At 58.5% G+C, this 25,425-nt stretch carries 23 protein-coding genes and 1 pseudogene; 5 read left to right on the forward strand and 19 right to left on the reverse strand.

The window, feature by feature from the left end:
• Nucleotides 1-34 precede the first annotated feature (34 nt).
• The 11 genes and pseudogenes from J2X66_RS21365 to J2X66_RS21415 form a co-directional block, all read right to left on the reverse strand.
• Complete coding sequence (locus J2X66_RS21365; RefSeq protein WP_310268124.1) at nucleotides 35-397, reverse strand: DUF6124 family protein; 363 nt, start codon at nucleotides 395-397, stop codon at nucleotides 35-37.
• A gap of 436 nt (nucleotides 398-833) precedes the next feature.
• Nucleotides 834-1,622 carry an SDR family oxidoreductase gene (locus J2X66_RS21370; protein ID WP_310268127.1) on the reverse strand — a complete coding sequence of 263 codons (789 nt, stop codon included), beginning with the start codon at nucleotides 1,620-1,622 and terminating at the stop codon, nucleotides 834-836.
• A gap of 46 nt (nucleotides 1,623-1,668) precedes the next feature.
• Nucleotides 1,669-3,216 (reverse strand): amino acid ABC transporter permease/ATP-binding protein, encoded by a 1,548-nt coding sequence (locus J2X66_RS21375; protein WP_310268129.1) that lies wholly within the window; start codon nucleotides 3,214-3,216, stop codon nucleotides 1,669-1,671.
• A 64-nt stretch (nucleotides 3,217-3,280) separates the two neighbouring features.
• Nucleotides 3,281-4,075 (reverse strand): ABC transporter substrate-binding protein, encoded by a 795-nt coding sequence (locus tag J2X66_RS21380; RefSeq protein ID WP_310268131.1) that lies wholly within the window; start codon nucleotides 4,073-4,075, stop codon nucleotides 3,281-3,283.
• Between the two features lie 46 nt (nucleotides 4,076-4,121).
• On the reverse strand, nucleotides 4,122-5,192 hold the full coding sequence (locus J2X66_RS21385) for a 2-oxoglutarate and iron-dependent oxygenase domain-containing protein (protein WP_310268134.1): 1,071 nt from the start codon (nucleotides 5,190-5,192) through the stop codon (nucleotides 4,122-4,124).
• A gap of 14 nt (nucleotides 5,193-5,206) precedes the next feature.
• On the reverse strand, nucleotides 5,207-6,058 hold the full coding sequence (locus tag J2X66_RS21390) for a TIM barrel protein (RefSeq protein WP_310268136.1): 852 nt from the start codon (nucleotides 6,056-6,058) through the stop codon (nucleotides 5,207-5,209).
• Nucleotides 6,059-6,678: 620 nt separating this feature from the next.
• On the reverse strand, nucleotides 6,679-7,587 hold the full coding sequence (locus J2X66_RS21395) for a hypothetical protein (RefSeq protein WP_310268139.1): 909 nt from the start codon (nucleotides 7,585-7,587) through the stop codon (nucleotides 6,679-6,681).
• Nucleotides 7,588-8,106: 519 nt separating this feature from the next.
• On the reverse strand, nucleotides 8,107-8,937 hold the full coding sequence (locus J2X66_RS21400) for a HAMP domain-containing sensor histidine kinase (RefSeq protein WP_310268142.1): 831 nt from the start codon (nucleotides 8,935-8,937) through the stop codon (nucleotides 8,107-8,109).
• A gap of 53 nt (nucleotides 8,938-8,990) precedes the next feature.
• Nucleotides 8,991-9,188: pseudogene (locus J2X66_RS21405) on the reverse strand (RAD55 family ATPase); the annotation flags it as partial.
• Nucleotides 9,185-9,619, reverse strand: coding sequence for a hypothetical protein (locus tag J2X66_RS21410; RefSeq protein ID WP_310268145.1), 435 nt, complete (start codon nucleotides 9,617-9,619; stop codon nucleotides 9,185-9,187). The gene J2X66_RS21410 and the pseudogene J2X66_RS21405, both read right to left, overlap by 4 nt.
• A 290-nt stretch (nucleotides 9,620-9,909) precedes the next feature.
• The gene (locus J2X66_RS21415) at nucleotides 9,910-10,470 is read right to left on the reverse strand and encodes a YSC84-related protein (protein ID WP_027923086.1); all 561 of its coding nucleotides are present in this window, start codon (nucleotides 10,468-10,470) and stop codon (nucleotides 9,910-9,912) included.
• A gap of 304 nt (nucleotides 10,471-10,774) precedes the next feature.
• On the opposite strand from J2X66_RS21415, the gene J2X66_RS21420 reads away from it, so the two are divergent.
• Nucleotides 10,775-11,254: a VOC family protein gene (locus J2X66_RS21420; protein ID WP_310268147.1), complete on the forward strand. Its 480-nt coding sequence runs from the start codon at nucleotides 10,775-10,777 to the stop codon at nucleotides 11,252-11,254.
• 4 nt (nucleotides 11,255-11,258) lie between these two features.
• Here J2X66_RS21420 and J2X66_RS21425 read toward each other — a convergent pair whose 3' ends face one another.
• The gene (locus J2X66_RS21425) at nucleotides 11,259-12,164 is read right to left on the reverse strand and encodes a LysR substrate-binding domain-containing protein (protein ID WP_310268149.1); all 906 of its coding nucleotides are present in this window, start codon (nucleotides 12,162-12,164) and stop codon (nucleotides 11,259-11,261) included.
• Between the two features lie 99 nt (nucleotides 12,165-12,263).
• Here J2X66_RS21425 and J2X66_RS21430 point away from each other — a divergent pair, with 99 nt between their 5' ends.
• Together J2X66_RS21430 and J2X66_RS21435 are read left to right on the forward strand one after the other, a co-directional pair.
• The gene (locus J2X66_RS21430; protein WP_310268153.1) at nucleotides 12,264-13,184 is read left to right on the forward strand and encodes a DMT family transporter; all 921 of its coding nucleotides are present in this window, start codon (nucleotides 12,264-12,266) and stop codon (nucleotides 13,182-13,184) included.
• Nucleotides 13,185-13,226: 42 nt separating this feature from the next.
• On the forward strand, nucleotides 13,227-13,619 hold the full coding sequence (locus tag J2X66_RS21435) for a tautomerase family protein (RefSeq protein WP_310268156.1): 393 nt from the start codon (nucleotides 13,227-13,229) through the stop codon (nucleotides 13,617-13,619).
• A 31-nt stretch (nucleotides 13,620-13,650) separates the two neighbouring features.
• Here the strand turns inward: J2X66_RS21435 and J2X66_RS21440 are convergent, their stop codons facing one another.
• The 3 genes from J2X66_RS21440 to J2X66_RS21450 all read right to left on the reverse strand — a co-directional run bounded on the left by J2X66_RS21440 (nucleotide 13,651) and on the right by J2X66_RS21450 (nucleotide 17,535).
• Nucleotides 13,651-14,952, reverse strand: coding sequence for an FAD-binding oxidoreductase (locus tag J2X66_RS21440; RefSeq protein ID WP_310268159.1), 1,302 nt, complete (start codon nucleotides 14,950-14,952; stop codon nucleotides 13,651-13,653).
• Complete coding sequence (locus tag J2X66_RS21445) at nucleotides 14,949-16,037, reverse strand: polyamine ABC transporter substrate-binding protein (RefSeq protein ID WP_310268162.1); 1,089 nt, start codon at nucleotides 16,035-16,037, stop codon at nucleotides 14,949-14,951. Before J2X66_RS21445 ends, J2X66_RS21440 begins: the two co-directional genes overlap by 4 nt.
• Before the next feature lie 139 nt (nucleotides 16,038-16,176).
• A complete protein-coding gene (locus J2X66_RS21450; RefSeq protein ID WP_310268166.1) occupies nucleotides 16,177-17,535 on the reverse strand; it encodes a glutamine synthetase family protein in 1,359 nt (452 codons plus the stop codon).
• A 161-nt stretch (nucleotides 17,536-17,696) separates the two neighbouring features.
• On the opposite strand from J2X66_RS21450, the gene J2X66_RS21455 reads away from it, so the two are divergent.
• The gene (locus tag J2X66_RS21455; protein ID WP_310268169.1) at nucleotides 17,697-18,605 is read left to right on the forward strand and encodes a helix-turn-helix domain-containing protein; all 909 of its coding nucleotides are present in this window, start codon (nucleotides 17,697-17,699) and stop codon (nucleotides 18,603-18,605) included.
• A 24-nt stretch (nucleotides 18,606-18,629) separates the two neighbouring features.
• Here the strand turns inward: J2X66_RS21455 and J2X66_RS21460 are convergent, their stop codons facing one another.
• Entirely contained in the window at nucleotides 18,630-21,020 is a 2,391-nt protein-coding gene (locus tag J2X66_RS21460) for a DUF3772 domain-containing protein (protein ID WP_310268172.1), read from the reverse strand.
• A 197-nt stretch (nucleotides 21,021-21,217) separates the two neighbouring features.
• Here J2X66_RS21460 and J2X66_RS21465 point away from each other — a divergent pair, with 197 nt between their 5' ends.
• Nucleotides 21,218-21,673 (forward strand): YMGG-like glycine zipper-containing protein, encoded by a 456-nt coding sequence (locus J2X66_RS21465; RefSeq protein ID WP_027923093.1) that lies wholly within the window; start codon nucleotides 21,218-21,220, stop codon nucleotides 21,671-21,673.
• On the opposite strand, the gene J2X66_RS21470 is transcribed toward J2X66_RS21465, so the two are convergent.
• From J2X66_RS21470 to J2X66_RS21480, 3 genes are read right to left on the reverse strand one after another with little or no spacing between them, the layout of a single operon-like run.
• The gene (locus J2X66_RS21470) at nucleotides 21,658-22,686 is read right to left on the reverse strand and encodes a DUF2955 domain-containing protein (RefSeq protein WP_310268177.1); all 1,029 of its coding nucleotides are present in this window, start codon (nucleotides 22,684-22,686) and stop codon (nucleotides 21,658-21,660) included. The genes J2X66_RS21465 and J2X66_RS21470 overlap by 16 nt on opposite strands.
• Entirely contained in the window at nucleotides 22,676-23,803 is a 1,128-nt protein-coding gene (locus tag J2X66_RS21475) for an HlyD family secretion protein (RefSeq protein WP_310268179.1), read from the reverse strand. Before J2X66_RS21475 ends, J2X66_RS21470 begins: the two co-directional genes overlap by 11 nt.
• Complete coding sequence (locus J2X66_RS21480) at nucleotides 23,796-25,352, reverse strand: TolC family protein (protein WP_310268182.1); 1,557 nt, start codon at nucleotides 25,350-25,352, stop codon at nucleotides 23,796-23,798. The genes J2X66_RS21475 and J2X66_RS21480 overlap by 8 nt, the downstream gene beginning before the upstream one ends.
• Nucleotides 25,353-25,425: the final 73 nt, after the last annotated feature.

Here is a 25,425-nt window from a genome sequence, read left to right on the forward strand (position 1 = left end):
CGAAGAACCGGTTCTTCGCCACAGAGGATCGTGCTTACGCCTTCACTTCAACCTTGTCCAGCGCCTGATTCACCGCCAGTTCCCCCAACATCACCACTTGCGTAATCCCCAGCAGGGTCTTGCGGTTTGAGTTGTCCAGTAGCGCCGCCAAATTGCTGAGCATGGTGGTGGCCGAGCCCAGTGATTCGCTGGCGTTGACCAGCAGGGATTCGGTGTCGTACTTGGGGTTGGCAAGGAACATCGGTTCGGGTTCGTGGGGGCTGGCCATGATTTGGGCGGCCGGGTTGAGGTAGTGGTCGAGGGCGCGTTCGGCCGCTTCGTGGAGTTTTTTTGAATCGAGGGATTCGTAGGGCGATGCCGGATCAATGTCCGGAGGGTTGGGTGTTGGTTTGATCATGGTGAAACTCCTGATTGTTCATTAGGAGCTACCGACATCACTTGCAGATGATGGGTGGCAGCTATGTGCGGGTCTGCAAGACCGGGAAACCAGGAACCCGGCAGACCCGAAGGTCTCCCACACAAAGCCGCCATTTCGCGGACATGAACGAGCGTCCGTTGGCAGGGCTATGCGACTGGTATTCCGGCGGGCTTGCAGACCCGATCACTATGAGCAGTGACAGGAATCAAGTTAACGACGGGGCCCTGGACGCACAAGCCGGCGGATTCTGTCTTACCCGTAGGCGATGGCGCAAGGCGTTGTAGCTCTTGGGTGGTAACAGGAGGCTTCGTTTAAACAGTTAGGATTTTTGTTGTTTAAAACCCCAAAGCAAAGGGGGAATCTCGCGCGGGGACGGACGCCATCGCGAGGTCCGTCCCAGTTGCGCCTGCTGTCGTTATTGACTGGAGCGAATCGCCCCGCCATCTATCAACAGGTTCTGCCCGGTCAGGTAACCCGTATGGCGGCTGCAAACGAAGGCACACAGCGCACCGAATTCTTCGGGTGAGCCGAAGCGTTTGGCAGGGATTTCGCTGCGGCATTCGTTGAGGAATGCCTCACTGTCTTGCCCCGACTCGCGGGCAGCCTCGACCAGATTGCCACGCAGTCGATCGGTGTCGAAGGAGCCCGGTTGCAGGTTGTTGATCGTCACATTACGACTGGCGATGTTTTCCTGCCGGGCAAGCCCTGCGATGAACCCCGTCAGGCCGCTGCGCGCGCCATTGGACAGACCGAGGCTTTCGATAGGCGACTTCACGGCACTCGACGTGATGTTGATGATCCGGCCGAATCCGCGTGCCGCCATGCCGTCTACTGTGGCCTTGATCAACTCGATCGGCGTGAGCATGTTGGCGTCCAGTGCCTTGAGCCAGGCGTCGCGATCCCATTCGCGGAAATCCCCGGGAGGCGGGCCGCCAGCGTTGTTGATCAAGATGTCAAAATGCTCGTGGGCCAGGAGGGCGGCTGCCCGGCCTTCAGGCGTCGATATGTCTCCCGCCACGGCGATGACCGTCACCTCAGGATTGATCGCTCTGAGCTGAAGGGCTGTTTGATTCAGCGTGTGTTCGCCCCGCGCAGTAATCACCACGTTCACGCCTTCGCTGACGAGTGCCTGTGCGCAGGCTTTACCCAGGCCTTTGCTGGCGGCGCATACCAGCGCCCAGCGTCCTGCTATTCCAAGATTCATGGGTGTTTTCCTGAAAGAAGAGCGCTCAAAAAAAGGAGTTGCCTGTTCATGCGTGATCCACCGCTGCGGAGCGGTTGGGCGATTGAGCACCGATGCCCATAAAGCGCCGCACTCGTTCGCCCTCGTCATCGCAGCGTATGGTTTCAGGGGCGGCATCGAGTTGAATATTGCCGTTCTCCATGAAAATCACCCGATCGGAGATTGACATGGCAAAGTCCATTTCGTGGGTCACGATCAGCATGGTCATGCCTTCCTTGGCCAAGTCGCGGATCACATTGAGCACGTCGTTGACCAGTTCCGGGTCGAGGGCCGAGGTCGGCTCGTCGAACAGCATGATCTGCGGCTCCATCGCCAGGGCCCGGGCGATGGCCACGCGCTGTTGCTGCCCGCCGGAGAGCTGGTGCGGGTACTTGTGGGCATGGGCCAGCAGGCCGACCTTGTCCAGTAGCGCGTAGGCACGATGTTCACTCAGCTCGCCTGGCTGGCCGTGGTAACGCGGCGCCAGCGTGACGTTGTCGAGAATGGTGCGATGCGGGAACAGGTTGAAGTTCTGGAACACCATGCCGATGTGCCGCACGCCTTTGCGCAGGCGGGAACTGTCGGGTTTGTCCGACGCTTCGATGAATGTTTGACCGAACAACGAAATATCGCCGGTATCGATGCTTTCCAGGCCGTTGACTGTGCGGATCAGCGACGTTTTGCCGGAGCCGGAGGGTCCGATGATCGAGACTACCTGGCCGTATTCGACAGTCAGGTCGATGCCCAAAAGCACTTTATGCGTGCCGTAGCTCTTCTGGATATTCTTCAATTGCAGGATGGGTGCCGCGTTATTGCCGGCGGCTCTGCGCGCGCTATCGGGCAGTGCTTCGGCGCAGGCTTTGAACTTCGCCACGGTCGCGTCATCGAGTGTGTGCGGCTTGCGGAAATTCAGGTCCAGGTAGCGTTCCAGACGCTGCAGGAAATAGCCGAACACGGTGACAATCAACACGTAGTAGACGCCGACTGCCGCCAGGGTTTCCATGACCAGGAAGTTAGTGGCATAGAGCCGTTGACCGACCGTGAGGATTTCGGTCAGAGAGATGACCGAGACCAGCGATGTCAGCTTGACCACCGTGATGTATTCATTGATCAACGTGGGCAGCGAAATACGGAATGCCTGGGGGATCACGATCAAACGTTGCATGCCGAACACGCCGACGCCCAGCGCGCGGCCGGCTTCCTTCTGGCCCTTGGCCACTGAAATCAGGCCGCCACGATGGATCTCCGCCATGTACGCCGCTTCGGTGACCACCAGGGCCAACAAGCCGGAGTAGAAGGGGTTGGACAGAATCGGGCCGCTACCGGGAAACAATTGCGGCAAGTTGTAGACGAACACCACCAGCACCAGCAGCGGGATGCTGCGAAAGAACCAGATGTAGACCGCTGCGGGAATGCGCAGCAAGGGCGATTGGGACAGCTTGGCCGTGGCCAGGAGAAAACCCAGCAGCATGCCGATGAACCAGGCCAGGGCACTGAGCTGAATCACCGTGACGCAGGCGTTCCAGAAGTCCGGCAGGGAGAACAGGGAGAAGAAATACGACCAATCGAATGGCATAGGGCACCTCGATCTGCCGCCCCCATGCAGGGGCGGCAGATGACCAGACTACAAGGACAGGTTCTTAATGGGAGGCCGGTTCTTCCAAGGCGTATTTTTTAAGAATAGCGGCATACTCACCACTCTTCTTGGTCTCCTCGAAGGCCTTTTGCACCGCCTGGAAGGTTTCTTCGTTGCCTTTCTTGACGAAAATGCCCAGGGTTTGCTGATAGATCGGGTGATCGGTGGTGATGACGACTCGGCCGTTGGTCTTTTCCGCGATCAATTTTGCCGCGCCAGCGATTTCAACCTGGGCCTGAATGTTCTTGGACAACAGGGCCTGGGTGACTTCAGGCGCCGAAGGGTACTCGCTGACGGTGATCGCGCCTTTGTTGTTCGGCACGCAATATTCATCGGACAGTTTGCGGAATTCCTTGACCCAGGTGGTGCCCTGTTCCAGACCCAGTTTCAAGCCACACAGGTCTTCAGGTTTTTTCGCATTGATTTCGCTGCCCTTGGGCACCATGACCGCGGCACCGGTGTTGGCATAGGCGATGGTCTGGGCCTGAGTCTGACGTTCCGGTGTGATGTACATGCCGGAAATGACCGCGTCGTATTTGCCTGAGTTCAAGCCCAGGATCAGGCTCGGGAACTTGGTGTCGACGAACTCCACCGTGGTGTTCATGTGCTTGGCCAGTGCCGCTGCCAGTTCAGGATCGGAACCCACGACGTTTTTGTCCTTGTCATAGGACTCGAACGGAGGGTAGGTGATTTCCATGCCGACCTTGAACGGGCCGGTCGCAGCCATGCTCACCGAGGCACCGAGCATACCGGCTGCCAATACAGCCAAGCTCAACAGGTTCTTTTTATTGTTTTTCATCTTTTACTGACTCCGGCGTAGGTAAGGGTGTAACTGAAAACTTCAATCAGGACGGTTGAACCTGATTTTTCAAATGTCCGAAACTGGCGGGCTTGCGTGCCTTGCCTGGCAGTTGAACTTCCCCATTGGCTACCCTCTGACGCAGATACTGATAGGTCTGCAGAGCTTGGCCATACATGTGTTCGCCGATCGTGATTTCTTCGTAGTCGTTGCCTGCCTGGGCGAACCCTGGCAGCGGTTTGATCTGGGTGTGATAGTCGCAGGCATAAAACAGAGGAAAGGAATAGCGCTCCTCTTTCACACTGCGCACCCGGTGCGCAGTGGCAACGAATGCGCCTGCCGTCATGACTTCAAGCATGTCGCCAATGTTGACGACAAAGGCATCGGCCATCGGTGGTGCATCGATCCATTGCCCAAGGTTGTTCATCACCTCAAGGCCAGGTTTGTCGGCCAAGAGAATGGTGAAGCACTCATAATCAGTATGGGCGCCAAGCCCCGGTGCGTCGTGGGCGGCACCGTCGAAGGGGTAGTGGATCAGGCGCAGCTTGGATGGCGGGCGGGTGACCAGGCTGTCGAAATAGTTTTCTTCCAGGCCCAGGGTCAGGGCAAAGCCGCCGAACAGGCGCCGGCCCAAGGCGAAGATCGCTTCATAGTAGGCCTGCACTGACGCCTTGAAACCTGCCAGTTGCGGCCAGTCGTTAGGCCCCAACAATGGAGTGTTGGCCAGCACCAGCGGGTCATCGGCCGGGACCTCGAAGCCGACGTCAAAGGCTTCCTTGTGGTCCGGCTTGCCTTTGGAGTAGACCTCTTCGCCTTCGGGAACAAAGCCCTTGTGGGTTTGCGAGGTGCCGATGTAGTGCTGCATCTTGGTGTCGAAAGGCTGGTCGAAATAATCCTTGGCAGCCTTGCGCAGGTTGGCGATCAGCTGCGGGTCGATGCCGTGATCGGTGATATAGAGGAACCCGACGTCGCTGGCGGCGCGCCCCAATTGTTCGGCCACGGCCAGGCGGTGTTCCAGTTCATAGCTGAACAGACCGGCGATGTTCACCACCGGGATGCTATTGAAGTTGGCTGTGTGGGTGTCAGTGCTGGCGCTGTTGTTTTTATTGTCAGGCATGACGCATCGGCTCCCTAAGGACGGCTTGAGTGGTGGAAACGCTCGAAGTGTTCGCGCTCGGTCTGGCCCATCCACACGTTCAATGACCACAAATTGGCCACCGGGACGTTGGTGAAGGGCAAGTGATGCAGGTAGCCGTCGGCGCCGAATTCCGGGGTCAGGGTGCTCACCTGGTAACCGCGAGTTTGCTGCGAACGCCAGATGCTTTCCCAATGCTGCTGATGGAAAGCCAGTTCTTTGGCATATTCGGGAGCTGCCGGGTGTGGGACCTGCGGGCCTTGGTCGTAACCGACCCGGGCCTGGATATGGTGAACGCGCTCGATGAAGGCGCTGAGGTCATCGGCCGGGTCATTCAGCAGGCGCTCGCAAGTCACGACCCAATGGCTGATGTCACTGGTGAACAGCAACTCGGGCAGTTGCCGGATCAACTCCAGGGTCACCCAGGGGTTGAACAGCGAACGCGAACGGTGAGTTTCGAAACTGCACACCTGACCATGCTTGCGCGCCAGTTCCAGTGCTTGACCGAAGAACTCCACTTGTTGCGGCAAGGACCAGCGATCATTGCCTGCCAGCACATTGACGAAACGAGGGCCGAGTTCGGCAGCCCAGGCGAGTTTCTGATCGAGGTCATTGAGGTGGACGGCAGGCGATGCCGACTGTTCCGGCAGCACGTCGTAGGCGGTGAAGACAGTGCTGATATAGCCCAGGCGATTGGCCTGGAGAAAGGCGCCAAACTCAGCCCGTTCCCGGGCGTCCAGTGGCAGGCGTGCTTCCATGCCATCAAAGCCGGCTTGCAGCAACTCCTCGAGCGCTTGAGCTTTGCTGGCGGTGTAACCCCACAGCGTGCGAAAAATTTCCAGCTTCATCGGTGATCCTCAAAAATCCCAGGGCCTACTGCAAAAGCACTTCGATGGCGCCAAGCCAATCAGCGATCAATGGTCAACCGGAGCAGAGGACATTAGGTCCGGGCGTCTGCGTCATCTGATCCACTGAGCGATACCGAGGCTGGCTCACTGTGGCGCCGATGTTAGGCACAGGCCGTGCGGCGAAAGAATCTGAAAGTTCAAATCAATACTTCAGACTTTCGTTAACAAATAGCTAGCTAATTATCGCGCGTATCAGAGGGGGATTTTTGATCAAGAAGGTGTCTACGTTGGCTATTGGCGAGGCGTGCCATCGTTACAACATCATTTTGAAGACTGCCAAGCGACACCGCCGTTGATGGGGCGCAACCGGCCAACAGCTGCCGTTCGGGGAGGACCGCCGTCGGCCACGAACCGTTTCTATAAGCGAGAAGCCAGCATGAGTTCGTGATAATTTCATTGGGCTTCACCTTACCGGAAAGGTCAGGTGTCGCACTCAGTTTCCACGGTCACCCGTCTCGGTCTGTGTTGTTCCGGGTTTTTATTCGTCTGTGCAACGCGTTGGATTATGGTCTTTACAATAGTTAAAACGCATAAAATAACGAGAGACGCCAAACGTTAAACTAGAAAGCCCGGTTAATTGATAGCGCAGCAGATTGTGTCGTTATACTGCCGGTGGTGCTGCCGATGAGCGAACCAGTGTAAGTGTAAGGCGTGCCGGGGTTTGTGAATGGAGCGGAGTAGTCGATGGTATGGCTTTTGGTGACGGAGTAGTTGTAGCTAAAGTCCAGAAACCACGATGAACTTAAAAAGTAGGTGCCGCCCAGTGTCGCGGTGCCGCCGTACACCCAGTCTGAACCGGAAAAGTTAGTCGGCTGCCCAGATATATCCGTGCGATTTCCCTTGAGGTCGGCAAAACCAACCAAGTCGGTAATTTTGGTGTTTATTTGAGAAGCGGTCGGTCCAGCGCCTGCATAAATATAGCCGGACATAAATGACCGGCCAATATAGGGCACTAAAGACATGTGATGTTTAACTTCGGTTTCAAACGAGCGGACAACTGCATTTCCGGTAAAAGAGGTCGTTCCGTAAGCGCCAAACTGAGGGATCAGGAAAGGGTCTGTCTTAGAGCTGGTTGATAAGTAATCGTAAGTAAATTTACCGCCCCACAGCCATTTGCTGTTCTCGAAGTGCTTGAAATAGCCCACTTGCAGTGACGGCGAAAATTTTGAATCGGAGTCCATGCTCAGGTCGACAGCTGGCCCACCGGCAGAGCCGGAAGAAATATAGGCGCCGGTATTCGAATCATAGACATTCGACAAGCCGGTTGCATAAATATCCTGGTTGTTAAATTGGGTGTGATTGGCGCTGGCGCCGAACCCTATAAAAAACGCTGAATCTGGAACACTGGCCCCTGATGGCGACTCGGCAAAAACCTCGGCGCTCTGAGAGACGCCCAGTGCACAAGCAAATGCCAGCATGGTCGATTGCGATTTAGTTGGAAAAGTGTGGATTGATGGCTTAATTGTCATTATTTATACCCCATTATGCATCGGCATTAGCGCGATTGATTGGCCAGATAGCCAATCAATTCGTAAGCCTGCGGGTTATTTAAGCAGGTCGAGCGGGTGGTGACTACTGAGAATAGTTTGAGGGGGTGATTCTTTCTGGTTAAGTTTTACGACCGCCTCTATAAGCCCTTGGATTCATAGAATAAGCATTACGCTTTAAACAATAAGCAGATTGTTAGCCGCCGGTAGAATCCGGGGTCACGCTCCTCAAGAACATCGATGTGGGTTGAGTGACTTCCTCAGGGCGTGAAGCGGCCAATGCATGAGACGTAAGTGGCCATAACCGGACCATCAAGCTGCTGGAAACCCGAACCAAAAGAGTACGCCAACGACTACTATGATCCATGCAGCGCAGAGGCATAGGTGAATGACGACGAAAAGGTTTTCATTCATGGCCACGTCACAGGGTCCGAGTCGAAGATCGATAAACGCAGGTGTGGAAGAAAGAATTGCAGGGTAGTAGTGCTCCCAATACCCTTGTCAACAAAATTGATTTTTCCCCAGCGGTAGAGTCACTACAAACTCGCTTCCTTTACCGTCGCCTTCGCTCATCCCCCTCACCGTGCCGCCGTGGGCTTCGACCAGCTCCCTTACCACTGTCAAACCAATGCCAAGGCCTGCGCCGTTGAAGCCGACGGCATGCACATCCTGTACAAATGGATCGAAGATAAACGGCAGCGCCTGGGCGGAAATACCGATGCCGTTGTCGCGGATGCTTATCTGCAGCAGATCGGCTTGGGCTGTCACCGAAAGCGTGACGTCGCCGCCAGCTGGCGTGTACTTGGCCGCGTTGCCCAGCAGGTTGCCGAGTATCTGCGCGAGCCGTACGGGATCGCCTTCCACTGTGAGCGCGCACTCGGGCAGTTCGGCGGTGAAATGCACATGGTGGGATGTCATCAACGGGCTGCACACGTCGATGGCCTGATGGAGGATCTGCATCATGTCGACGAGGCGGCAATCCAGTCGCAGTTTGCCGGTGCTGACACGGGAGACGTCGAGCAAATCGTCCACCAGCCGAGACATGTGTTGCACCTGACCTTCAATCAGCGCCTGCATCCTCGGCAGTTCTTCACTGGGCACCCGCACCAGTCGGCCGGCGATCATGCTGATGGGCGTCAGTGGGTTGCGCAGTTCATGGGCCACCATCGCCAGGATATTGCGTTGTTGTTCCAGGCTATGCTCGGCCGAGGCTTGCAAGTGCTGTGCGCTGAGGGCCGCCAGGATCAATTGTTCGTTTGCTTCACGCATTTCCAGATAGCGCTGCTGTTCCTCTTGGGAACGCGGGGGTTTTTCCGCATCCGACTGCGCCAACAACATCGCCAGGACCAATTGCTGATTGGCCTCGATCAGTTGTTCGAGCTGCTGCCCAGTACGGTAAAGAACAACGCCGGGCGCTCGGGCGTTGCGAGGGCGAACATCATTTGATGTGCCAGAGTGGTCTTGCCGCAGCCAGGCGGGCCAGCGATCAGGTTGAACGAAAACTCCGGCAAACCTCCGCCCAGCACCTCGTCCAGTCCTGGCACACCGGTGGCCAGACGGTTGATAGTCACTTTGGTGCTCATGGCGAAGTTTCCTGCGAAGGGGTGTCGCTCAAAGAAGGGTCCCACACGCCACGCAGCAAACGGGCAGTGAGCGATGGCCCGATCAGCGTGGTTAGCAACTCGTAAAAAGTCACCAGCAACGTTTCACCGAAAAACCACGCATCGGCTTCGCTTTGCTCAACGATTACGGACTTGAGGGCAATCAGATCCAGGGAGGCCTGCACACTGTCATAGGTTCCGGCCAGGCGCGGATGATGGGAGGCGCACAGTTGAAGGCTGCGGCGATAAAGCGCGGCAACCCCTTGCTGGCCAATGATGGGCGTGAGGGCTGCGTCCATATCCTGCAATAGTGAAGCGATCCCTTGTGCGATTGTTGCAATCTCAGCGTTGGGACCAACACGGTGCGTCAGAGAAGCTACGATCTGACGGCTCTCTTCGCTTAGCGTGGACATGGCTAACTGATATCTGAAGGACAGGTGTTGTTACTACACCTTACAGCGAGCTCCTGAGACTTAATTGGCCGCTGGGTAGAGCTACAGTCATTTATGGAGATAGAAGTGGCAAGGCAGCTAAATAGCTGCCTACTGAAAACACTAACTATGAAGCGCCCGCTGAACGATTTAGCCAATCTTTTGCCTCGATCGGTTGAATCCACAGGCGGTTACTGCCCGTTACGCCGGGCAGTAATTGAGCAGAAAGGTGATTGTCGAAGGGAGACTGACACCCAATCAAACCGCCGTTTTCAGCGCTTTATCTGGGAAATCTTCGTGCCTTCGATGCTGACGCCGGCCATCAAGCCTTGCTGGTCGGTAATGAAAGCGTACGCGTCATCTTTCAGCGTCGAGCTGGACAGGTTCTTCGCAATCCCTTCATCCACTACAACAACCGTGGGCCCCACACCGATTTCCCAGCCCTTGGTTTCGGCGAGGTATTTCACCGCCTTGTCGGTCATCAGAAACACCACATAGCCATACGACTGGGCGCCGGCCTGCAACCCCCATGACCCGCTGACGGAGTTGTAATACTTGTCGATTTTCGTGCCTTCCATTAACACGCCTTCGCCATAACTACCGCCGAAGACCAGGCCAGCCTTGATGATTTTCGGGAAGACCAGGATCGCCTTTGCCTGTTTTGAAAGAGTTTCGGCAGCTGGGGTGGATTTGTAGAGGATCTTCAGTTCTTGCCGAGCGTCGGCATTCAAATCCTCGGCCGTGGCCGCACCCGCGGTGTTGAGGAGGCTCGCCGAGGCCAAGGAGGCTGTTGCGAGGAAGAACGAGAGGAGGAATTGCATTGATCGTGTCATTTCCGTACTCCGAGAAAGGGAGCTTGGATGGGGCCAGCAGTCAGTGTCTGCGTCTGGCAGGAACCGAGCTTGCTGACGTTATCCGGCGCACCCTGAAAGGTTGGGATTGCAAGCGTCGCGCTTGAATGACAGAGGCCCCGGGCCGCTGATCAGTTGCGATGCCATCACTGGTTGTGACCACTGTGTAGCGGCGGGGTTCGCTGATGGCTGACACGCCTCGAACCTCGGTGAACACCTTGGTGCCCGGTCGCAATTCTCTGCGCTGCTAAAATGCACCTTCGAGTTCCAATCCAGGAGAACCCAGATGATCAGCAAAAACACGATTTGTCTCTGGTACGACGGCACCGCGCTGGACGCTGCAACCTTCTATGCCCAGACGTTTCCCGACAGTTCGGTCGGTGCCGTCCACCGTGCGCCGGGCGACTATCCGGCGGGCAAGCAGGGCGATGTGTTGACGGTGGAGTTCACGGTGATGGGCATACCGTGTCTCGGCCTGAACGGCGGGTCGGGAATCAAGCATAACCAGGCCTTTTCGTTTCAGGTCGCGACCGATGACCAGGCCGAAACGGACTGCCTGTGGAGCGCGATTGTGAGTAACGGCGGCACGGAAAATGTCTGCGGCTGGTGCCAGGACAAGTGGGGGGTGTCGTGGCAAATCACACCGCGTGTCTTGACGGCCGCGGTCACCAGTCCTGATAAAACCGCGGCCAAGCGCGCGTTCGAGGCCATGATGCAGATGGGCAAGATCGACATCGCTGGGATTGAAGCGGCGGTACGGGGCTAGCGGGTCACGTGGAAGAGGTTGATTGTTCCGCGCTGGCCCGATCAATCAACCACTTCTTCAACACCGCAGCAGCTGGACGTAATCCGGCCTGACGGTGGTGAACCAGGTAATAACCTCTGGACACCGGCAGGCGCAGTTCAAAGGGCTCGCACAGCGAGCCATTGCGCATTTCCACCTCCGTCAGGACCGCACTGCTCAGGACAACCCCCTGTCCATGTCGAGCCGTTTCTATGGCCAGAATGGACTGGTCGAAATGTTGGCTGGGAATGCCAGCTACCTGTGCATCAGTCAATTGGCTGTACCGTTTGAACCACGGCGTCCAGTGGGGGAGCAGGGTGGTTTGCAGGAGTGTGGCCCGCACCAGGTCTTCGGGGGCTTTGAGTTTGAGTTTGCGGGCATAGTCGGGTGAGCAATAAAGTCGGGCTTCATCCCGATACAGCAAGGTTGAGTCCAGCGTAGGATCGTTGCCGTCAAAGTAGCGGATCGCCAGATCAACCCGATCCCGCTCAAAGTCGATCAAAGCCGTCGACGCGCTCAGGTGCAGGGAAATGTCCGGTCTGAAACTCAAAAAATCGGCCATTCGTGGCGCGAACCACTTCGCTGCCAGCGTCGGCGGCATGGACAACCACACTTCATTGACGTTGCTCAGGCGCAGCTCGTTGCTGGCTTGCTGGATCCGTAGCAACGCCGGTTGCACGACGGCCCAGTAGCTCAGTGCAGCTTGTGTCGGCTGGACTTGCCGCACCGACCGGATGAACAGCGGCGTACCCAACCATTCCTCGAGCTTCTGAATCTGCTGCCCCACGGCCCCGGGGGTGACATGCAGTTCAGCCGCCGCTTCAGTAAAACTGGCGTGTTTCATCGCGGCATCGAACGCGATCAGGGCCTTGAGGGGAGGCATGTTGTTCATACTGAAGTTTTTCTACTCCATGCGGGTTTTTTAATCGTTTGTTCAGTTTGGCCTTCAGCCCTTACCTTCGCACATTAACTTCCCGTGCAGAGGTTCATCATGAACAAATTTGTCTATCCTGCCTTTGCTTTGCTCGGGCTGATCTGGGGCACCAATTTCATTTTCATGAAGTGGGCTGCCGAGGTGATTACGCCGATGCAGATTGTGCTGTTGCGGGTGCTCTTCGGCTTCGTTCCGATCCTTGTACTGGCGCTGTCACGCCGTGCGTTGCGCTGGTCTCATTTGCGCTACTTGCACCATTTCTTCGTCATGTCCTTGCTCGCCACCACCGTGTATTACCTGGCGTTTGCCAAGGGCGCGGCGCTGCTGCCTTCCGGAATCGCCGGCATGCTCAGCGGTGCGATTCCGCTCTTCGCCTTTTTGACGGCGTTTGTCTTTTTGCGCCAGGAACCGATCAACCGCTTGACGGTGACGGGCCTGATGATCGGGTTTGTCGGTGTGCTGCTGATCGCCCAGCCATGGAACAGCGCTGGAAATGGCGTTGATATCCGTGGCGTGCTTTACATGGTCGGCGGTTCGCTGAGTCTGGGTTGCTCATTCGTTTACGCCAGACGGTTCCTGATGGACAAGGATCTGTCGCCGCTGGCGTTGTCCACGTACCAGATCGGCCTGGCGCTGCTGGTGCTTTTGTTGACCACCGATTTTCATGGGATCGAGCGCATCGCACACGCGCCTGTCGCCTTGAGTGGCCTGGTGTTCGGGCTTGGGATCATCGGCACCGGCGTGGCGTTCCTGTTGTATTACTTTCTGGTGCAGCACCTCGGCGCGCTCAAGGCGGCGGGTGTCACCTACATTCCGCCCGTCGTGGCGCTGGGCATAGGTGCATTGCTGATCCATGAGCCGTTGCAGGCCCATGATGTGCTGGCCCTGGTGTGCATCATCGTCGGGGTCTATGTATTGCAGGTCGGGAAGTCTGCGCCGCGCCCGATCGCCACCGCGTCTTCTTTAAAACCGCTTTAACAACTTCGTCCAGTCAACCCTCAATCCCAGCAGGAAACCACCATGCCTTTAGCCAGAATCGATGTTGCCGCAGAGACCTGCGAAGAAACCGTCGCCGCCATCAGCGATGTGGTCTACGAGGCGATGATGCAGACGGCCAATGTTCCCGAACATGACAAGTTCCAGATCATCAATCGCCACCGCAAGGATGAGCTGGTTTATCCGTCGGCCGGCTACCTGGGCCTGACTTACACCCCGGGGATTGTGTTCATTCAAGTGACCTGGAATGCCGGGCGAACCGTTGAGGTCAAGAAAGCGTTTTACCAGGCGATTGCCCAAGGCATTCACGCAAGGACAGGGCTGCGCAAGGAAGATATCTGGATCAGTCTGGTGGATGTGAAGCGCGAGGACTGGTCGTTCGGCAATGGCGAGATGCAATACGCACCGGCAGATTGACGGAGGGGGCACGCCCCCTCACCAAACACCGTTAACCCAGCATTTCTCGCATCCGGTACCAGAGCATGCCCAGCGCCAGCAGTGGCGAGCGCAGGGCACGGCCGCCGGGGAAGGTCATGTGCGGCACCGCGCTGAACACATCGAAGCCTTTGCTGTGCCCGGCATGGATGGCTTCGCCCAACAATTTGGCGCACCAGTGGGTGACGTTCAGGCCATGGCCGGAGTAGCCCTGGGCGTAGAACACGTTCGGGTGCTGGCTCAAGCGCCCGACCTGGGGGAAACGATTGGCCGAGATGCCGATCATGCCGCCCCATTGATAGTCGATCCGTACCTGGGCCAGTTGCGGGAATACCTTGAGCATTTGCGGGCGCATGTAGGCGGCGATGTCCGCCGGATCGCGACCGGAATAATGGCAGGCACCGCCGAACAGCAAACGCCGGTCCGCCGAGAGCCGGTAGTAATCCAGGCCAACTTTCTGGTCGCAGAGCGCGACGTTATGCGGGATCAGTTTCGCCGCCACTGCTTCTGACAGAGGTTCGGTGGCGATGATGTAGCTGCCCGCCGGAAGCACCTTGCCGCTGAGCTTGGGTTCGAGTTCTTCCAAATGCGCGTTGCAAGCCAGCACCAGGCTCCCTGCGCGCACCGTTCCGCCGGCACACCGCACTTGCACGGTACTGCCATGGATCAGCTCCAGCACCGGGCTTTGCTCGAAGATCTGCACGCCGAGGGCGTGCGCGACGCGGGCTTCGCCGAGCACCAGGTTCAGCGGGTGCAAGTGCCCCGAGCCCATGTCCATCAAACCACCGGCATACACGCCGGAGTTCACCACCTGCTCGCGGATCTGTCCGGGTTCGACCAGGCGGGTTTCATGGGCGTAGCCCGACGCGATCAGTTGCGTGTGCTCGGCCTTCAGCCCGGCGAACTGCGCCGGGGTGTTGGCCAGTTCACAGAAGCCCCAGCGCAGGTCGCAATCGATGCCGTGTTCGCGGACTCTATTGCCCACCACTTGCACTGATTCGACGCCGGCACGTTCCAGATAGCGCACACCTTCGGCGCCGACATGCTTGGCAAACCCGCTGACGTCGTGGCCGATGCCGCGAATCAACTGGCCGCCGTTGCGCCCGCTGGCACCCCAGCCAATCCGCCGGGCCTCCAGCAGAATCACCGAGAGCCCGCGCTGGGCCAGTTCGATGGCGGTGTTGATGCCAGTAAAACCACCGCCGATCACGCAGACATCGGCCGTCAGGTCCGAAGTCAGCGTGGGGTGCGGCGTCAGGCCGTTAGCCGACGCGGCGTAGTAGGAATGGGTGTGTTCGTTGCTGTACTGAGTCATTTGTTGGACTTCACTTTGCTCCAGGAACGGGTCATCAAACGCATGATCGCCTGGGGCGGGGTGGTCGAAATGTAGAGTTTGTCGAGGACCGCCTGCGATGGATATACCTCAGGATTGTTCACCAGTTCCGGGTCCATGAATGCCTTGGCCGGCGGGTTCGGGTTGGCGTAGCCGACCGATGCGCTGACCTTGGCAATCACTTGTGGGTCCAGCAGGTAGTTGATGAACGCGTGGGCCTCTTTGGAATTGCTCGCATCGGCGGGAACGGCCAGCAAGTCGAACCACAGGTTGCTGCCTTCCTTGGGAATGGCGTAGGCGATGTTCACACCGTTCTTGGCTTCCTTGGCGCGGTTGGCGGCCTGGAACACATCACCCGAGTAGCCGAAGGCCACGCAAATGTCGCCGTTGGCCAGATCGGACACGTACTTCGAGGAGTGGAAATAGGTGATGTAAGGACGGATCGCCAACAACTTGGCTTCGGCCTTTTTGAAGTCTTCAGGGTTTTCGCTGCGTGGGTCCATGCCCATGTAGTTGAGGATCGCCGGGAACACTTCATCCGCCGAGTCCATCATCGATACGCCGCACTGGCTGAGTTTCTTGATGTTTTCCGGTTCGAACAGCACGGCCCAGGAATCGATGTGATCGACGCCCAGTACTTGCTTGACCTTATCGACGTTGTAGCCGATGCCGTTAGTGCCCCACAGGTACGGTACGGAGTGCGCATTTTGCGGGTCGTTCTTTTCCAGCAAGGCCAATAGTTTCGGGTCGAGGTTCTTGAAATTCGGCAGTTGTTCGCGGTCGAGCTTCAGGAACGCGCCGGCTTTCACCTGACGGGCGAGGAAGTGGTTGGACGGCACTACGACGTCATAGCCGGTGCGGCCCGCGAGCAGTTTGCCCTCCAGGGTTTCATTGGAGTCGAAGACGTCGTAGATCACCTTGATCCCGGTTTTGGCCTGGAAGTCGGCGAGGGTGGTTTCGCCGATGTAATCGGTCCAGTTATAGACGCTGACCTGTGGCTGGGCCTGCACACCGGCGCTGAACATTGCCGCCAGCGCGACCGGGAACATGGATTTCAATAGACGCATGTCGACACCTCTTCTAATTATTGGATTCTTCCGGGATTTCATTGGTGTTCTGGAGGCCGACATCGCGAGCAAGTTCGCTCCCACAAGGGAATGCATTTCAAAATGTGGGAGTGAGCCTGCTCGCGACGGGGCGTACGGACTAGACGCTCATCATCAGGAACTCACGCTCCCAGGAGCTGATCACCCGCTTGAAGTTTTCGTGTTCGGCACGCTTGACCGCGACATAACCGCGAACAAACTTGTTGCCCAGATAACGTTCGACGGTGTCGCACTCTTCCATCTGGGTCAGGGCGTCTTCGATGGTGATCGGCAAGCGCAGGTTGCGACGTTCATAGGCGCGGCCCTGTACCGCAGCACTCGGCTCGACGCGCTCGACCATGCCCAGGTAACCGCACAGCAAACTCGCGGCAATCGCCAGGTACGGGTTGGCGTCGGCGCCCGGCAGGCGGTTCTCCACGCGCATCGCATCCGGCGACGAGGTGGGCACGCGCAAACCGACGGTACGGTTTTCTTCGCCCCATTCGACGTTGACCGGCGCCGAGGTGTCCGGCAGGAAGCGGCGGAACGAGTTCACGTTGGGCGCGAACATCGGCAGTACTTTGGGGATGTACTTTTGCAAACCGCCAATGTGGTGCTGGAACAGCTCGCTCATGTTGCCATCGGCGTCGGCGAAGATCGGCTGGCCGGTGGCGATGTCGACCACGCTCTGGTGAATGTGCATGGCGCTGCCAGGCTCATCGCCAATCGGCTTGGCCATGAAGGTCGCCGCAACGTTGTGCTTGAGCGCGGCTTCACGCAGGGTGCGCTTGAACACGGTGATCTGGTCCGCCAGGTCCAGCGCGTCGCCGTGACGGAAGTTGATTTCCATCTGCGCCGGGCCGTCTTCGTGGATCAAGGTGTCGAGGTCCAGGCCCTGCAGTTCACACCAGTCGTAGACGTCTTCAAACAGCGGATCGAACTCGTTGGCCGCGTCGATGGAAAACGACTGACGACCGCTTTCGGCACGGCCCGAACGGCCCATCGGTGCCTTGAGTGGCAGGTCAGGGTCTTCGCAACGCTGGGTCAGGTAAAACTCCATTTCCGGCGCCACAATCGGCCGCCAGCCTTTGTCGGTGTACAACTGCAGCACTTTCTTAAGCACGTTGCGCGGCGACAATTCAATCGGGTTGCCGAACTTGTCGAAGGTGTCGTGGATGACGATGGCGGTCGGCTCGATGGCCCATGGAATCACATAGACCGCATTCGGGTCCGGCTTGCAGACCATGTCGATGTCGGCCGGGTCGAGCAGGTCGTAGTAGATGTCGTCGTCGACAAAGTCCCCGGTTACCGTTTGCAAAAGCACACTTTCCGGCAGGCGCATGCCTCGCTCATGCAGGAACTTGTTAGTGGGTGCAATCTTGCCGCGTGCAATGCCGGTCAAGTCACTGACCACACACTCGACTTCGGTAATCTTGTGATCTTTCAGCCAAGTGAACAGCTGATCGAAAGGGACATTCATAAAGACCTCGTTATTGGTTTTATTAACGTCGGGGAGGGCGGTTTCATCCACCGCACTCTTCCCCTGAGACGCGTTGACGACTATCTTGGGCGAGCCTTGCGGTTCCATCTATCCACTTTAAGCAGCACCAAAACGCACCAAACGAGTGCGTAAGGTCACCCATGTCAGCGTCCAGTCCGATTCAGGTTCAAGCGTTCAACACCGAAGATGTTGCCGAGCAAATCCGCGCCACACCGGGTTGGGTCCAGCACTATCAACAGATGTCGCCAGGGCATTTCGCCGGGCGTGTGCGCTATCTGGACTTGCAAGGCGTGGAGATCTACGAAGAACAGATGAACACCCGGGTCGAGCAGAATTTCAGCGCACCCGAGGGGGCACTGGCGTTCTGTTTTGATCGCAGCGACAACGCGCTTTACCTGCTCAATGGCGAAAGCCGAAACATCTGGATCACCCCCGAGAACTACCAGGAAATCGCCGTGGTATTCGGCTCTGAATTCGTTCAGCGCCAGGGTTTGGACGTGACGCGGCTGGAAGGGTTGTTCCTGTCGCCGCTGAACTCGGGGCAGAACGCCTTGTTCAGCCGTTGGTTGAGCGGCACGCTGACCCGCTTGGGCGAAACACTCGACCCACCGAGCAAGGAAGCCCTGACGCAGCAGTTGCTGGAGGACTGTCTGTATATCCTCGACAACGCTTGCGTGTGCCTCGACCGGGGTGGTTTACGGCGCCGCACCGAAGAACGCGCGATCATGAAACGCATCGGCGAGTGGGCCGCCGACTCCCCGGAAGAAACCCTCAATTTGCTCGAGCTTTCACAGGTCGCCGGGGTCTCGCTGCGCCAGTTGCAGCATGCGTTCAAGGGCTTCACCGGGATGACGCCGACCCATTGGCTGCGCCTGCGCCGGCTCAACAGCGCACACCGTGAACTGCTTAGCCGCACACCCAACGAGACCACCGTTGCTGAAGTGGCGATGAACTGGTCGTTCTGGCATCTGGGGCGATTTTCCAGCAGTTATCGGGCGTTGTTCAACGAGTTGCCGAGTGAAACACTCAAGCGCTGCGGCCAGCGCTGAACGAACTAAACCGGACGCCATCCTTCAGTCCGTTGTCGCCGGTTTGGCCAGTTCAATCCCCGCCGCGCCCAGGCGCTTCAAAATCTCGAACAACAGGTCGCTTTTGGTGATGCCGACGATTCTCGGGCTGCTGACGTAACCGGTGATGGTCAAGGTGATGCCGTCGGGGCTGAGTTTGCTGAAGCGCACAAACGTCGCCGGTTTATCGAGGATGTTCTCGTTCTCCTGGTAGGTGTCATACAGCAGGTTTTTCACCTGCTCCGGGTCGATGTTCAGCGGGAACATCAACTCAAGGCTCGCCACGCCTTGGGCACTGCCGCCCAGCGTCACGTTGCGCAGGTTTTGCGAGATCAGTTGGGAGTTGGGCACGATCACAATCGAGCGGTCGCTGAGCTGGATTTCCGTGGCCCGGACATTGATGCGGCGGATATCACCTTCGACGCCGCTGATGCTGATCAGGTCGCCGACCTTGACCGGACGCTCGGTCAGCAGGATCAAGCCAGAGACGAAGTTCTTGACGATTTCCTGCAAGCCGAAACCGATACCCACCGACAGGGCGCTGACAATCCACGCGAGGTTGGTCCACTTGATGCCCAGTGATGACAGCGTCAGCAGAATCACCAGGGCGTAGCCGATGTTGGCGAACAGGGTACTCAGCGAGGCACACATGCCGGGGTCCATATCGGTTTTCGGCAGAAATTCGTCATCGAGCCAGCGGCACAGGGCTCGAATCAGGTAGACACCGATAAACAGGGCCAGGATGGCGTTGAGTAAATGGCCTGGAATGATGTTCAGTTTGCGCAAACCGTCACCGCCGAGAATCGACAGCGCCTGGGTTACCAATTGTCCGAACGTGGTGCCTACGCCGCCGACAAACAGCGAAATGACCGCCAACAGTATTAACGTCGCACGACCGGCACCGGACAAAATGATCTGGGCTTGCTCAAGGCGCACATCGCCCATCCCCAGCAACTGTTTGATCGCCTTGCCGCTCGGGCTCTTGGGAGAGAACAGGTATTCGCAACTGTCCTTGAGCAACTGGACCAGCATGTAAAAGCCCGAGAGGACGATAAAACCCCAGACCAGTTCGTACGTGATGAACCTTGCCAGGGAGACATAGCCGATCAGCAAGGCGAAGAACGAGATGACCAGCGCAATGATCGTGCAGGTGTAAATCAGGCCGGCCAGGGCAGTGCCCGCTTCAATGCTGTCGCCGGCGGCAACCAGAACTCTTCGGGCGTGACTCGCGCGGCGGAACAGCAACGCGAAGATAATCGCGACCACCAGTGCGATCAGGCCTCGTCCCAACAGCACGGCGCCGCCGCTCATGCCGGAGACATTGGTGATTTGCGCTATCGACACCGTCACCAGGAGGGTGGCGGCCAGTATTCTGGGGTAGGGCTTAATGGCCTCCGCGACGGAATCGTCGATAGCGGGTAGCCGCCAGGAGGGGTGCTGGTTGGCCAACAACGCACGGCTCAACCCGGTGATCAGCACGCAGGTATAGACCACCCTTTCGAACTCCTCGGCGAAGTTCTGGATCATCGGCGACAACGGCAGTTCCCGCGTGAGCGCGTAAAACAACAGTTGCAATGCACAGGCGGTGGTCAACACCGTGGCCACGACAGACGCCAGGGCCAGCGTACTTCGCCGCAAACGCCCTTCAGGCAGGCGATGGATGCAAATCCAGGTCAGCCCGCGATCAGCCAATCTGCGGCCCCAGATCCAGATGACCAGGGCCAGCAACATCAGCAGGACTGCCGACAGACGCTGGCCGGGTTGCCACGCCGCCGCGAGGGTGTTGCCGGCTTGTTCAATGAAATTGATGAGCCGCAGGCGATCCTCCTGGAGTGGGTTAATTAACGGAGCCCAAAAATCCCGTCCCAGGATGCTGCCACTGCGCAGTGTGACTTCGCTTTCCAGAAGACTGCGCCGGATGCTGGCGATTTGTGTAAGGAGGTCGACGGCGCTGGCTCTCAGTGCGGCGAGGATTTTCAAGCTGGCATCGACGTTTTTCTTTTGCTCGGAAAGAACGGCTCGTTGCGCTGTGATATCGGATTTCTCGACAGCCTCGCCCCCCAGGGAAACAGGACCGCTCAGCACATCAAGTTGCGCTTGCAGCTGTTTCTGTTCGGGCAACAGCGACGATTGCAGGTTGTCCACGTCATTGATAAACGACTGAACGGAGTCTTGCAGGCCGACCATCATGGTGACGTTATTGGCCAGTGAAACCCGCTGTTTGATCAGGTCCAGGCGCAATTGCAGGCCTTGCAGTTCACTGGTGGACACCACCGCCGCCGAAGAGCCAGGCGCAATTATTGAAGACGGTGCGGGATCATCCGCAGGCAGCGCTGCGCCACTGGGCACCAGCAGGGTGAGCGCGACGAAAATCACAGACATCAATACATGACGCATAGGCGTTCGGCTCTGTTGTTGGTCACTCAGCCTATGAGGTTAGGTCATCAGGCCAAAACGATCGAAAAGTTTCATCTTTACGGGCCGCAATCGACATAAGGCCCTGAGGCGGCTAATGGCTGATCTACACTTCTAGATGCTCAATCGAGCGCGGGAGGGCGGTCAACGGACTGCTCGGAACTGCGCAGGAGGTCATCATGCCTAGGTTGTCTTCCATCAGTCTGTGCCTCGCGTTGTCGGTTTCATCTGCCCAGGGCTGGGCGCAAACCGTTGTGCCGACCAAAGGCCAGAGTTCACAACAGACCCAACTGGATATCAATGAATGCCAGAGCATTGCGGCCAGTCAGACGGCTTCGACCGACACCTCTCCTTCCGGAGGAAGAGTGAAGGGGGCCGCGGTGGGGGCCGCCGCCGGTGCCGTTGCAGCCGATGCGCGCGGGCGTCAGCACGACGAGTTTTACGACAACGCGAATGACAACGTGAAGCAGGAATACCGGCAGAATCAAGCTAAAGGGGCGGCGGCGGCCGGTGTCGTGGTGGGTGGTTCGCGCCAGCGTCAGGAACGCCGGGCGGATGAAAAAACCAGCGCTGCCAACAGCCAGACGGCCTATACCAGTTGCCTGCAAGGCAAGGGGTATCAGGTCAATCCCTGAGCCGGTGACTGTGCCGGGCGGTCAAGCAAGCGAACCATCACGCAGGCGTACAGCGTGACGGCGATGAACAGGCCCATGCGCACGGCGAAGGCGGTGTAGACGTCTTTGCCCAAGGCGCTGTCCTGCACGGACTGGCCCAGCAGGATGATCAGGGTGATGAAGGTGTTGAGCCACAAACCCGGGCCATACCGGCTCGGACTCAATGCATATAGCTTGCGCGCCAGGATCAGGCCGAACAGCAGCATCCACAGGAAGAACATCCACAGGTGCACAAACAGGCTCAGCGCACACCAGAACAGGATGGCCAGCAAACCGCCGAGCAAGGTCGCGCCGAGCAGCTCACGCCCGGCATTGCGCGCGCTGGTGGTTGAGCATTGCTGACCCAGGCCGACCGCCTTCAGGATGATCGGCAGGTAGGCCGCTGGGTCGATCATCGCCAGCAGGAATGTCGGCAAGACGATCAAGGTTGCACGCAACGCAATCCGACTGGCTTCTACGCCCTGCGGTGGTGGGGCGGCGGGTGGCGAGGGAGCATTGGCCGGTTCCGGGAATATCCAGTGACTGAGCGCAATCACCATCACCGCCAGTAACAAACCTTTGACCAGCGCGGCGATGACCATCGCCGCCAGGTCGAACTCGGCGACACCCGCCGAAGAGATCATCGTCAGCCCCATCACCAGCAAGGTCACGATCAGGTTATTGCCGCCACTGAGACCCCAGCGAAAGACCAGGAACAGGCTGACCGTGACCAGCAGCACGCCGGTCAACGGGTAGTAACGCAGGATCGGGATCAAGAGCAGGCCGATGCCGGTGGTGAGCATCGCCACCAGGGCGAGCACGATTGCCGCCTTGAACGGCAGCGGGCGGTTGACCGAGGCCAGGAGCAGCAGGCACAACACGGGGGCGAGAAACGGGATCGGCAGCGCCAGACCGAAACTGATGGCCAGGCACAGAGCCGCGCCGCTGGCCAACCGCAGCGCGCGTTGCTCCCGGGGTGTGCGTTTAGTAGGCATAGGACAGCCAGCTCATCACGCCTAAAAATGCGCGACCAAGCGGGTTGAGCCAATTGTCCGGTGAAGGGAAGGCCATGACTTCCGCCTGCCCGCCGGCACGAATGTTCCCGCTGCCAAGCAGTGCGTTCATGGACTGCTCGGAAAACTCGATGATCACCGGGAAGCGTTGGGCCGGGCGCAGCCAGTCCCGGCTGTTTTGTATGCCGGGCAGGGTGCCGGGCGGGGTTGGCTGGCCGACGCTGATGCCATAACCGACGCTGCGGACATGGCCCTCGAAGACTTCACCCGGCAGCGCATCGAGGACGATGGACACCGGCGTGTCGGGACGCACCAGGCCGAGGTTGTTCTCGGTCATGTCGGCCGTGATCCAGATGTCCTGAATGGTGATCAGGGTCATCACCGGGCTGCCGGCGGCGGCGAATTGCCCGACGTCAGTGCGCAGGTCCGTGATCAACCCCGCCGAGCGTGCCCGTGTTTGCGTGTTGGACAGGTCCAGTTCGGCTTTTTCCAGCGCCGTGGCGGCGCTGCGCAGTTTTGCGTTGACGTCTTCACCGCCACCTTCCGTTTCTTTAGCCCGCTCTACCTCGGCGCGGGCGGCGGCCGTTTGGCTGATTGCGGCTTCGCGGCTGGTGCGTGACGCGTCAAGTACGCGCACGGAAATCGTCCCCGGGTCTTCACGATACAACCCTTCCAGGCGCTGATTCTCCTGGCGGGCCTTGGTTTCGTTGGCCTGGGCCGCACGCAAGGCGGCTTGCGCCGAGGCAATCCCCGCAGTGCTGGCGCCCAATTGCCGACGGGTTGTCTCAAGGTCGGCGCGGGCGCGGTCGACGGCAATCTTGTAGGGTGCCGGATCCACCTCGAAAACCACGTCGCCGGCCTTGACGATCTGATTGTTGTGAACGTTTACCCGGACCACCCGGCCCGCGACTTCAGACGCCACCGGAATGACGAATGCACCGACCCGGGCCTGTTGCGTATAGGGCGTGAAACGGTCGGCCAACAGGTACCAGACCAGGCTCAGGATGATCAGCAGCAATACCCATTTGATGCCTTTTTTCGCCGGATCGGCCGCCACGGGCTCGGCGGCGTTGGGGGAGGGCTGCGCGGGGTCACTCATGGCTATTTTCCTTGGCAGGTAGCGGGAAAGCGGGCAGATCGGCGGCGGGCTCGTCCAGCATGTCGCCCCAGTCGGTGCGTTGTTCCATCAAATGGCGCGTGGCCGGGTCGACGCGTGGCAGGGCGGAGTACCAACCACCGCCCAAGGCCTTGTACAGAGCGATGACATTGCTCACCGCATTGCCCCGTGCAATCAGGTAATTGTCCTGCTGTTCGAGCAGCGCCCGTTGCGCGTCGAGCACCCGCTGGAAGTCGGAGTAGCCTTCGCGAAATTGCACGCTGGCCAGTGTCAACGAGCGCTTGGCGGCACCTCCGGCTTCACGCAGGATGCGCTCGCTTTCCAGTGACTGGATCAGGCCGTTGGCCGCATCATCGGCCTCGCGCGCCGCCTGGCGAACCTTGTCGCGGTAGGCTTCGATCAACTGCTGCAACCGCGCGTCCTGCACGCGCACGTTGTTGGTGATCTGCCCGTAATCGAACACATTCCAGCGCAGACTGGGGCCACCGACCAGGTCCAGGCTGCTGGACGTGCCGTGGAGCGTGTCCGTCGACCAGACAATGCTGCCAAGCAACGTCAGCGACGGATAGAAATCACTTTCGGCCACGCCGATCAGCGCCCCTTGGGCGGCGACATTGAGTTCGGCCGCGCGCACGTCAGGCCGACGCAACAGCAGACTGGCGGGCACGTCTTGCAGTACGGCGCGATCGACCAGCGGCACCAGACTGTCATTCTCGACCACCTGCGGCAGCCCGCCTGGCGGTTGCCCAATCAGCACGGCCAGGGCGTTACGCGTGCGTTGCAACTGGTCCTGTAGGTTGGGAATACTGGCCAACGTGCCGAGGTACTGGGTTTTGGCCTGTTGCAGATCGAGCTCGGCATCCTGTCCGCTCTTGAACAGTTTTTCGGTGATCTCGAAATTGCGCTTTTGTTGCTTGGCGTTTTCACGGGCGACGCGCAGCCGGGCTTCGGTGGTGCGCAACAAATAATAGCTATCGGCAACTTGGGCGCGCAGCAAGACCAGCACGTCTTCGTAGTTGGCCTGGGCGGAAAAATAAGCGGCATCGGCGGATTCGATGGCGCGGGCGAAGCGTCCCCAGAAATCGAGCTCCCAGCCGATGTCAAACCCGGCACTGTGTTGCCAGAAATTATTGTCCTGCGGATTGTTGCCACCGTATTGGTGACGTTTGACATACAAACTGTCAGCGCTGACTTGCTGCAGTTGCGGGTACAGCGTGCTTTGCGCAATGCCCAGTTGGGCGCGTGACTCCATGACTCGCAGACCGGCGATTTTAAGGCTGGAGTTGTAAGCATCCGCTTGCGCAATCAGTTGATCGAGCACCGGGTCGTTGAAGACATGCCACCACTCGCGCAGGTCCGGATCAGCCCCGCGCTGGCTGGATTGCTCAAGGGCCGGAGTGTCCCAATGTTTGATCCATTCCTCACCCGGCGGCTGGAAGTCCGGACCGAGCCGAATGCAGCCGCTCAGGGTCAGCGCGCCCAACAGGATGAGGTAGCCCGGTTGCACCCGCGCGGACCGACTTGGAGGCATAGTTCCGTGTCCAGCCAAGAAAGATCACTGGAGCATAGACGCCTGTATGCACTGTCGAGTGGCCGGCGGCAGT

This window comes from Pseudomonas sp. 3296 (genome assembly GCF_031456615.1).
Lineage (GTDB): Bacteria > Pseudomonadota > Gammaproteobacteria > Pseudomonadales > Pseudomonadaceae > Aquipseudomonas > Aquipseudomonas mucoides.

Excerpts from the sequence above, each read along its gene's own strand:
- J2X66_RS21365 (WP_310268124.1), bottom strand. The coding sequence starts at position 397 with ATGATCAAACCAACACCCAACCCTCCGGACATTGATCCGGCATCGCCC.
- J2X66_RS21370 (WP_310268127.1), bottom strand. The coding sequence starts at position 1,622 with ATGAATCTTGGAATAGCAGGACGCTGGGCGCTGGTATGCGCCGCCAGC.
- J2X66_RS21375 (WP_310268129.1), bottom strand. The coding sequence starts at position 3,216 with ATGCCATTCGATTGGTCGTATTTCTTCTCCCTGTTCTCCCTGCCGGAC.
- J2X66_RS21380 (WP_310268131.1), bottom strand. The coding sequence starts at position 4,075 with ATGAAAAACAATAAAAAGAACCTGTTGAGCTTGGCTGTATTGGCAGCC.
- J2X66_RS21385 (WP_310268134.1), bottom strand. The coding sequence starts at position 5,192 with ATGCCTGACAATAAAAACAACAGCGCCAGCACTGACACCCACACAGCC.
- J2X66_RS21390 (WP_310268136.1), bottom strand. The coding sequence starts at position 6,058 with ATGAAGCTGGAAATTTTTCGCACGCTGTGGGGTTACACCGCCAGCAAA.
- J2X66_RS21395 (WP_310268139.1), bottom strand. The coding sequence starts at position 7,587 with ATGACAATTAAGCCATCAATCCACACTTTTCCAACTAAATCGCAATCG.
- J2X66_RS21410 (WP_310268145.1), bottom strand. The coding sequence starts at position 9,619 with ATGTCCACGCTAAGCGAAGAGAGCCGTCAGATCGTAGCTTCTCTGACG.
- J2X66_RS21415 (WP_027923086.1), bottom strand. The coding sequence starts at position 10,470 with ATGACACGATCAATGCAATTCCTCCTCTCGTTCTTCCTCGCAACAGCC.
- J2X66_RS21420 (WP_310268147.1), top strand. The coding sequence starts at position 10,775 with ATGATCAGCAAAAACACGATTTGTCTCTGGTACGACGGCACCGCGCTG.
- J2X66_RS21425 (WP_310268149.1), bottom strand. The coding sequence starts at position 12,164 with ATGAACAACATGCCTCCCCTCAAGGCCCTGATCGCGTTCGATGCCGCG.
- J2X66_RS21430 (WP_310268153.1), top strand. The coding sequence starts at position 12,264 with ATGAACAAATTTGTCTATCCTGCCTTTGCTTTGCTCGGGCTGATCTGG.
- J2X66_RS21435 (WP_310268156.1), top strand. The coding sequence starts at position 13,227 with ATGCCTTTAGCCAGAATCGATGTTGCCGCAGAGACCTGCGAAGAAACC.
- J2X66_RS21440 (WP_310268159.1), bottom strand. The coding sequence starts at position 14,952 with ATGACTCAGTACAGCAACGAACACACCCATTCCTACTACGCCGCGTCG.
- J2X66_RS21445 (WP_310268162.1), bottom strand. The coding sequence starts at position 16,037 with ATGCGTCTATTGAAATCCATGTTCCCGGTCGCGCTGGCGGCAATGTTC.
- J2X66_RS21450 (WP_310268166.1), bottom strand. The coding sequence starts at position 17,535 with ATGAATGTCCCTTTCGATCAGCTGTTCACTTGGCTGAAAGATCACAAG.
- J2X66_RS21455 (WP_310268169.1), top strand. The coding sequence starts at position 17,697 with ATGTCAGCGTCCAGTCCGATTCAGGTTCAAGCGTTCAACACCGAAGAT.
- J2X66_RS21460 (WP_310268172.1), bottom strand. The coding sequence starts at position 21,020 with ATGCGTCATGTATTGATGTCTGTGATTTTCGTCGCGCTCACCCTGCTG.
- J2X66_RS21465 (WP_027923093.1), top strand. The coding sequence starts at position 21,218 with ATGCCTAGGTTGTCTTCCATCAGTCTGTGCCTCGCGTTGTCGGTTTCA.
- J2X66_RS21470 (WP_310268177.1), bottom strand. The coding sequence starts at position 22,686 with ATGCCTACTAAACGCACACCCCGGGAGCAACGCGCGCTGCGGTTGGCC.
- J2X66_RS21475 (WP_310268179.1), bottom strand. The coding sequence starts at position 23,803 with ATGAGTGACCCCGCGCAGCCCTCCCCCAACGCCGCCGAGCCCGTGGCG.
- J2X66_RS21480 (WP_310268182.1), bottom strand. The coding sequence starts at position 25,352 with ATGCCTCCAAGTCGGTCCGCGCGGGTGCAACCGGGCTACCTCATCCTG.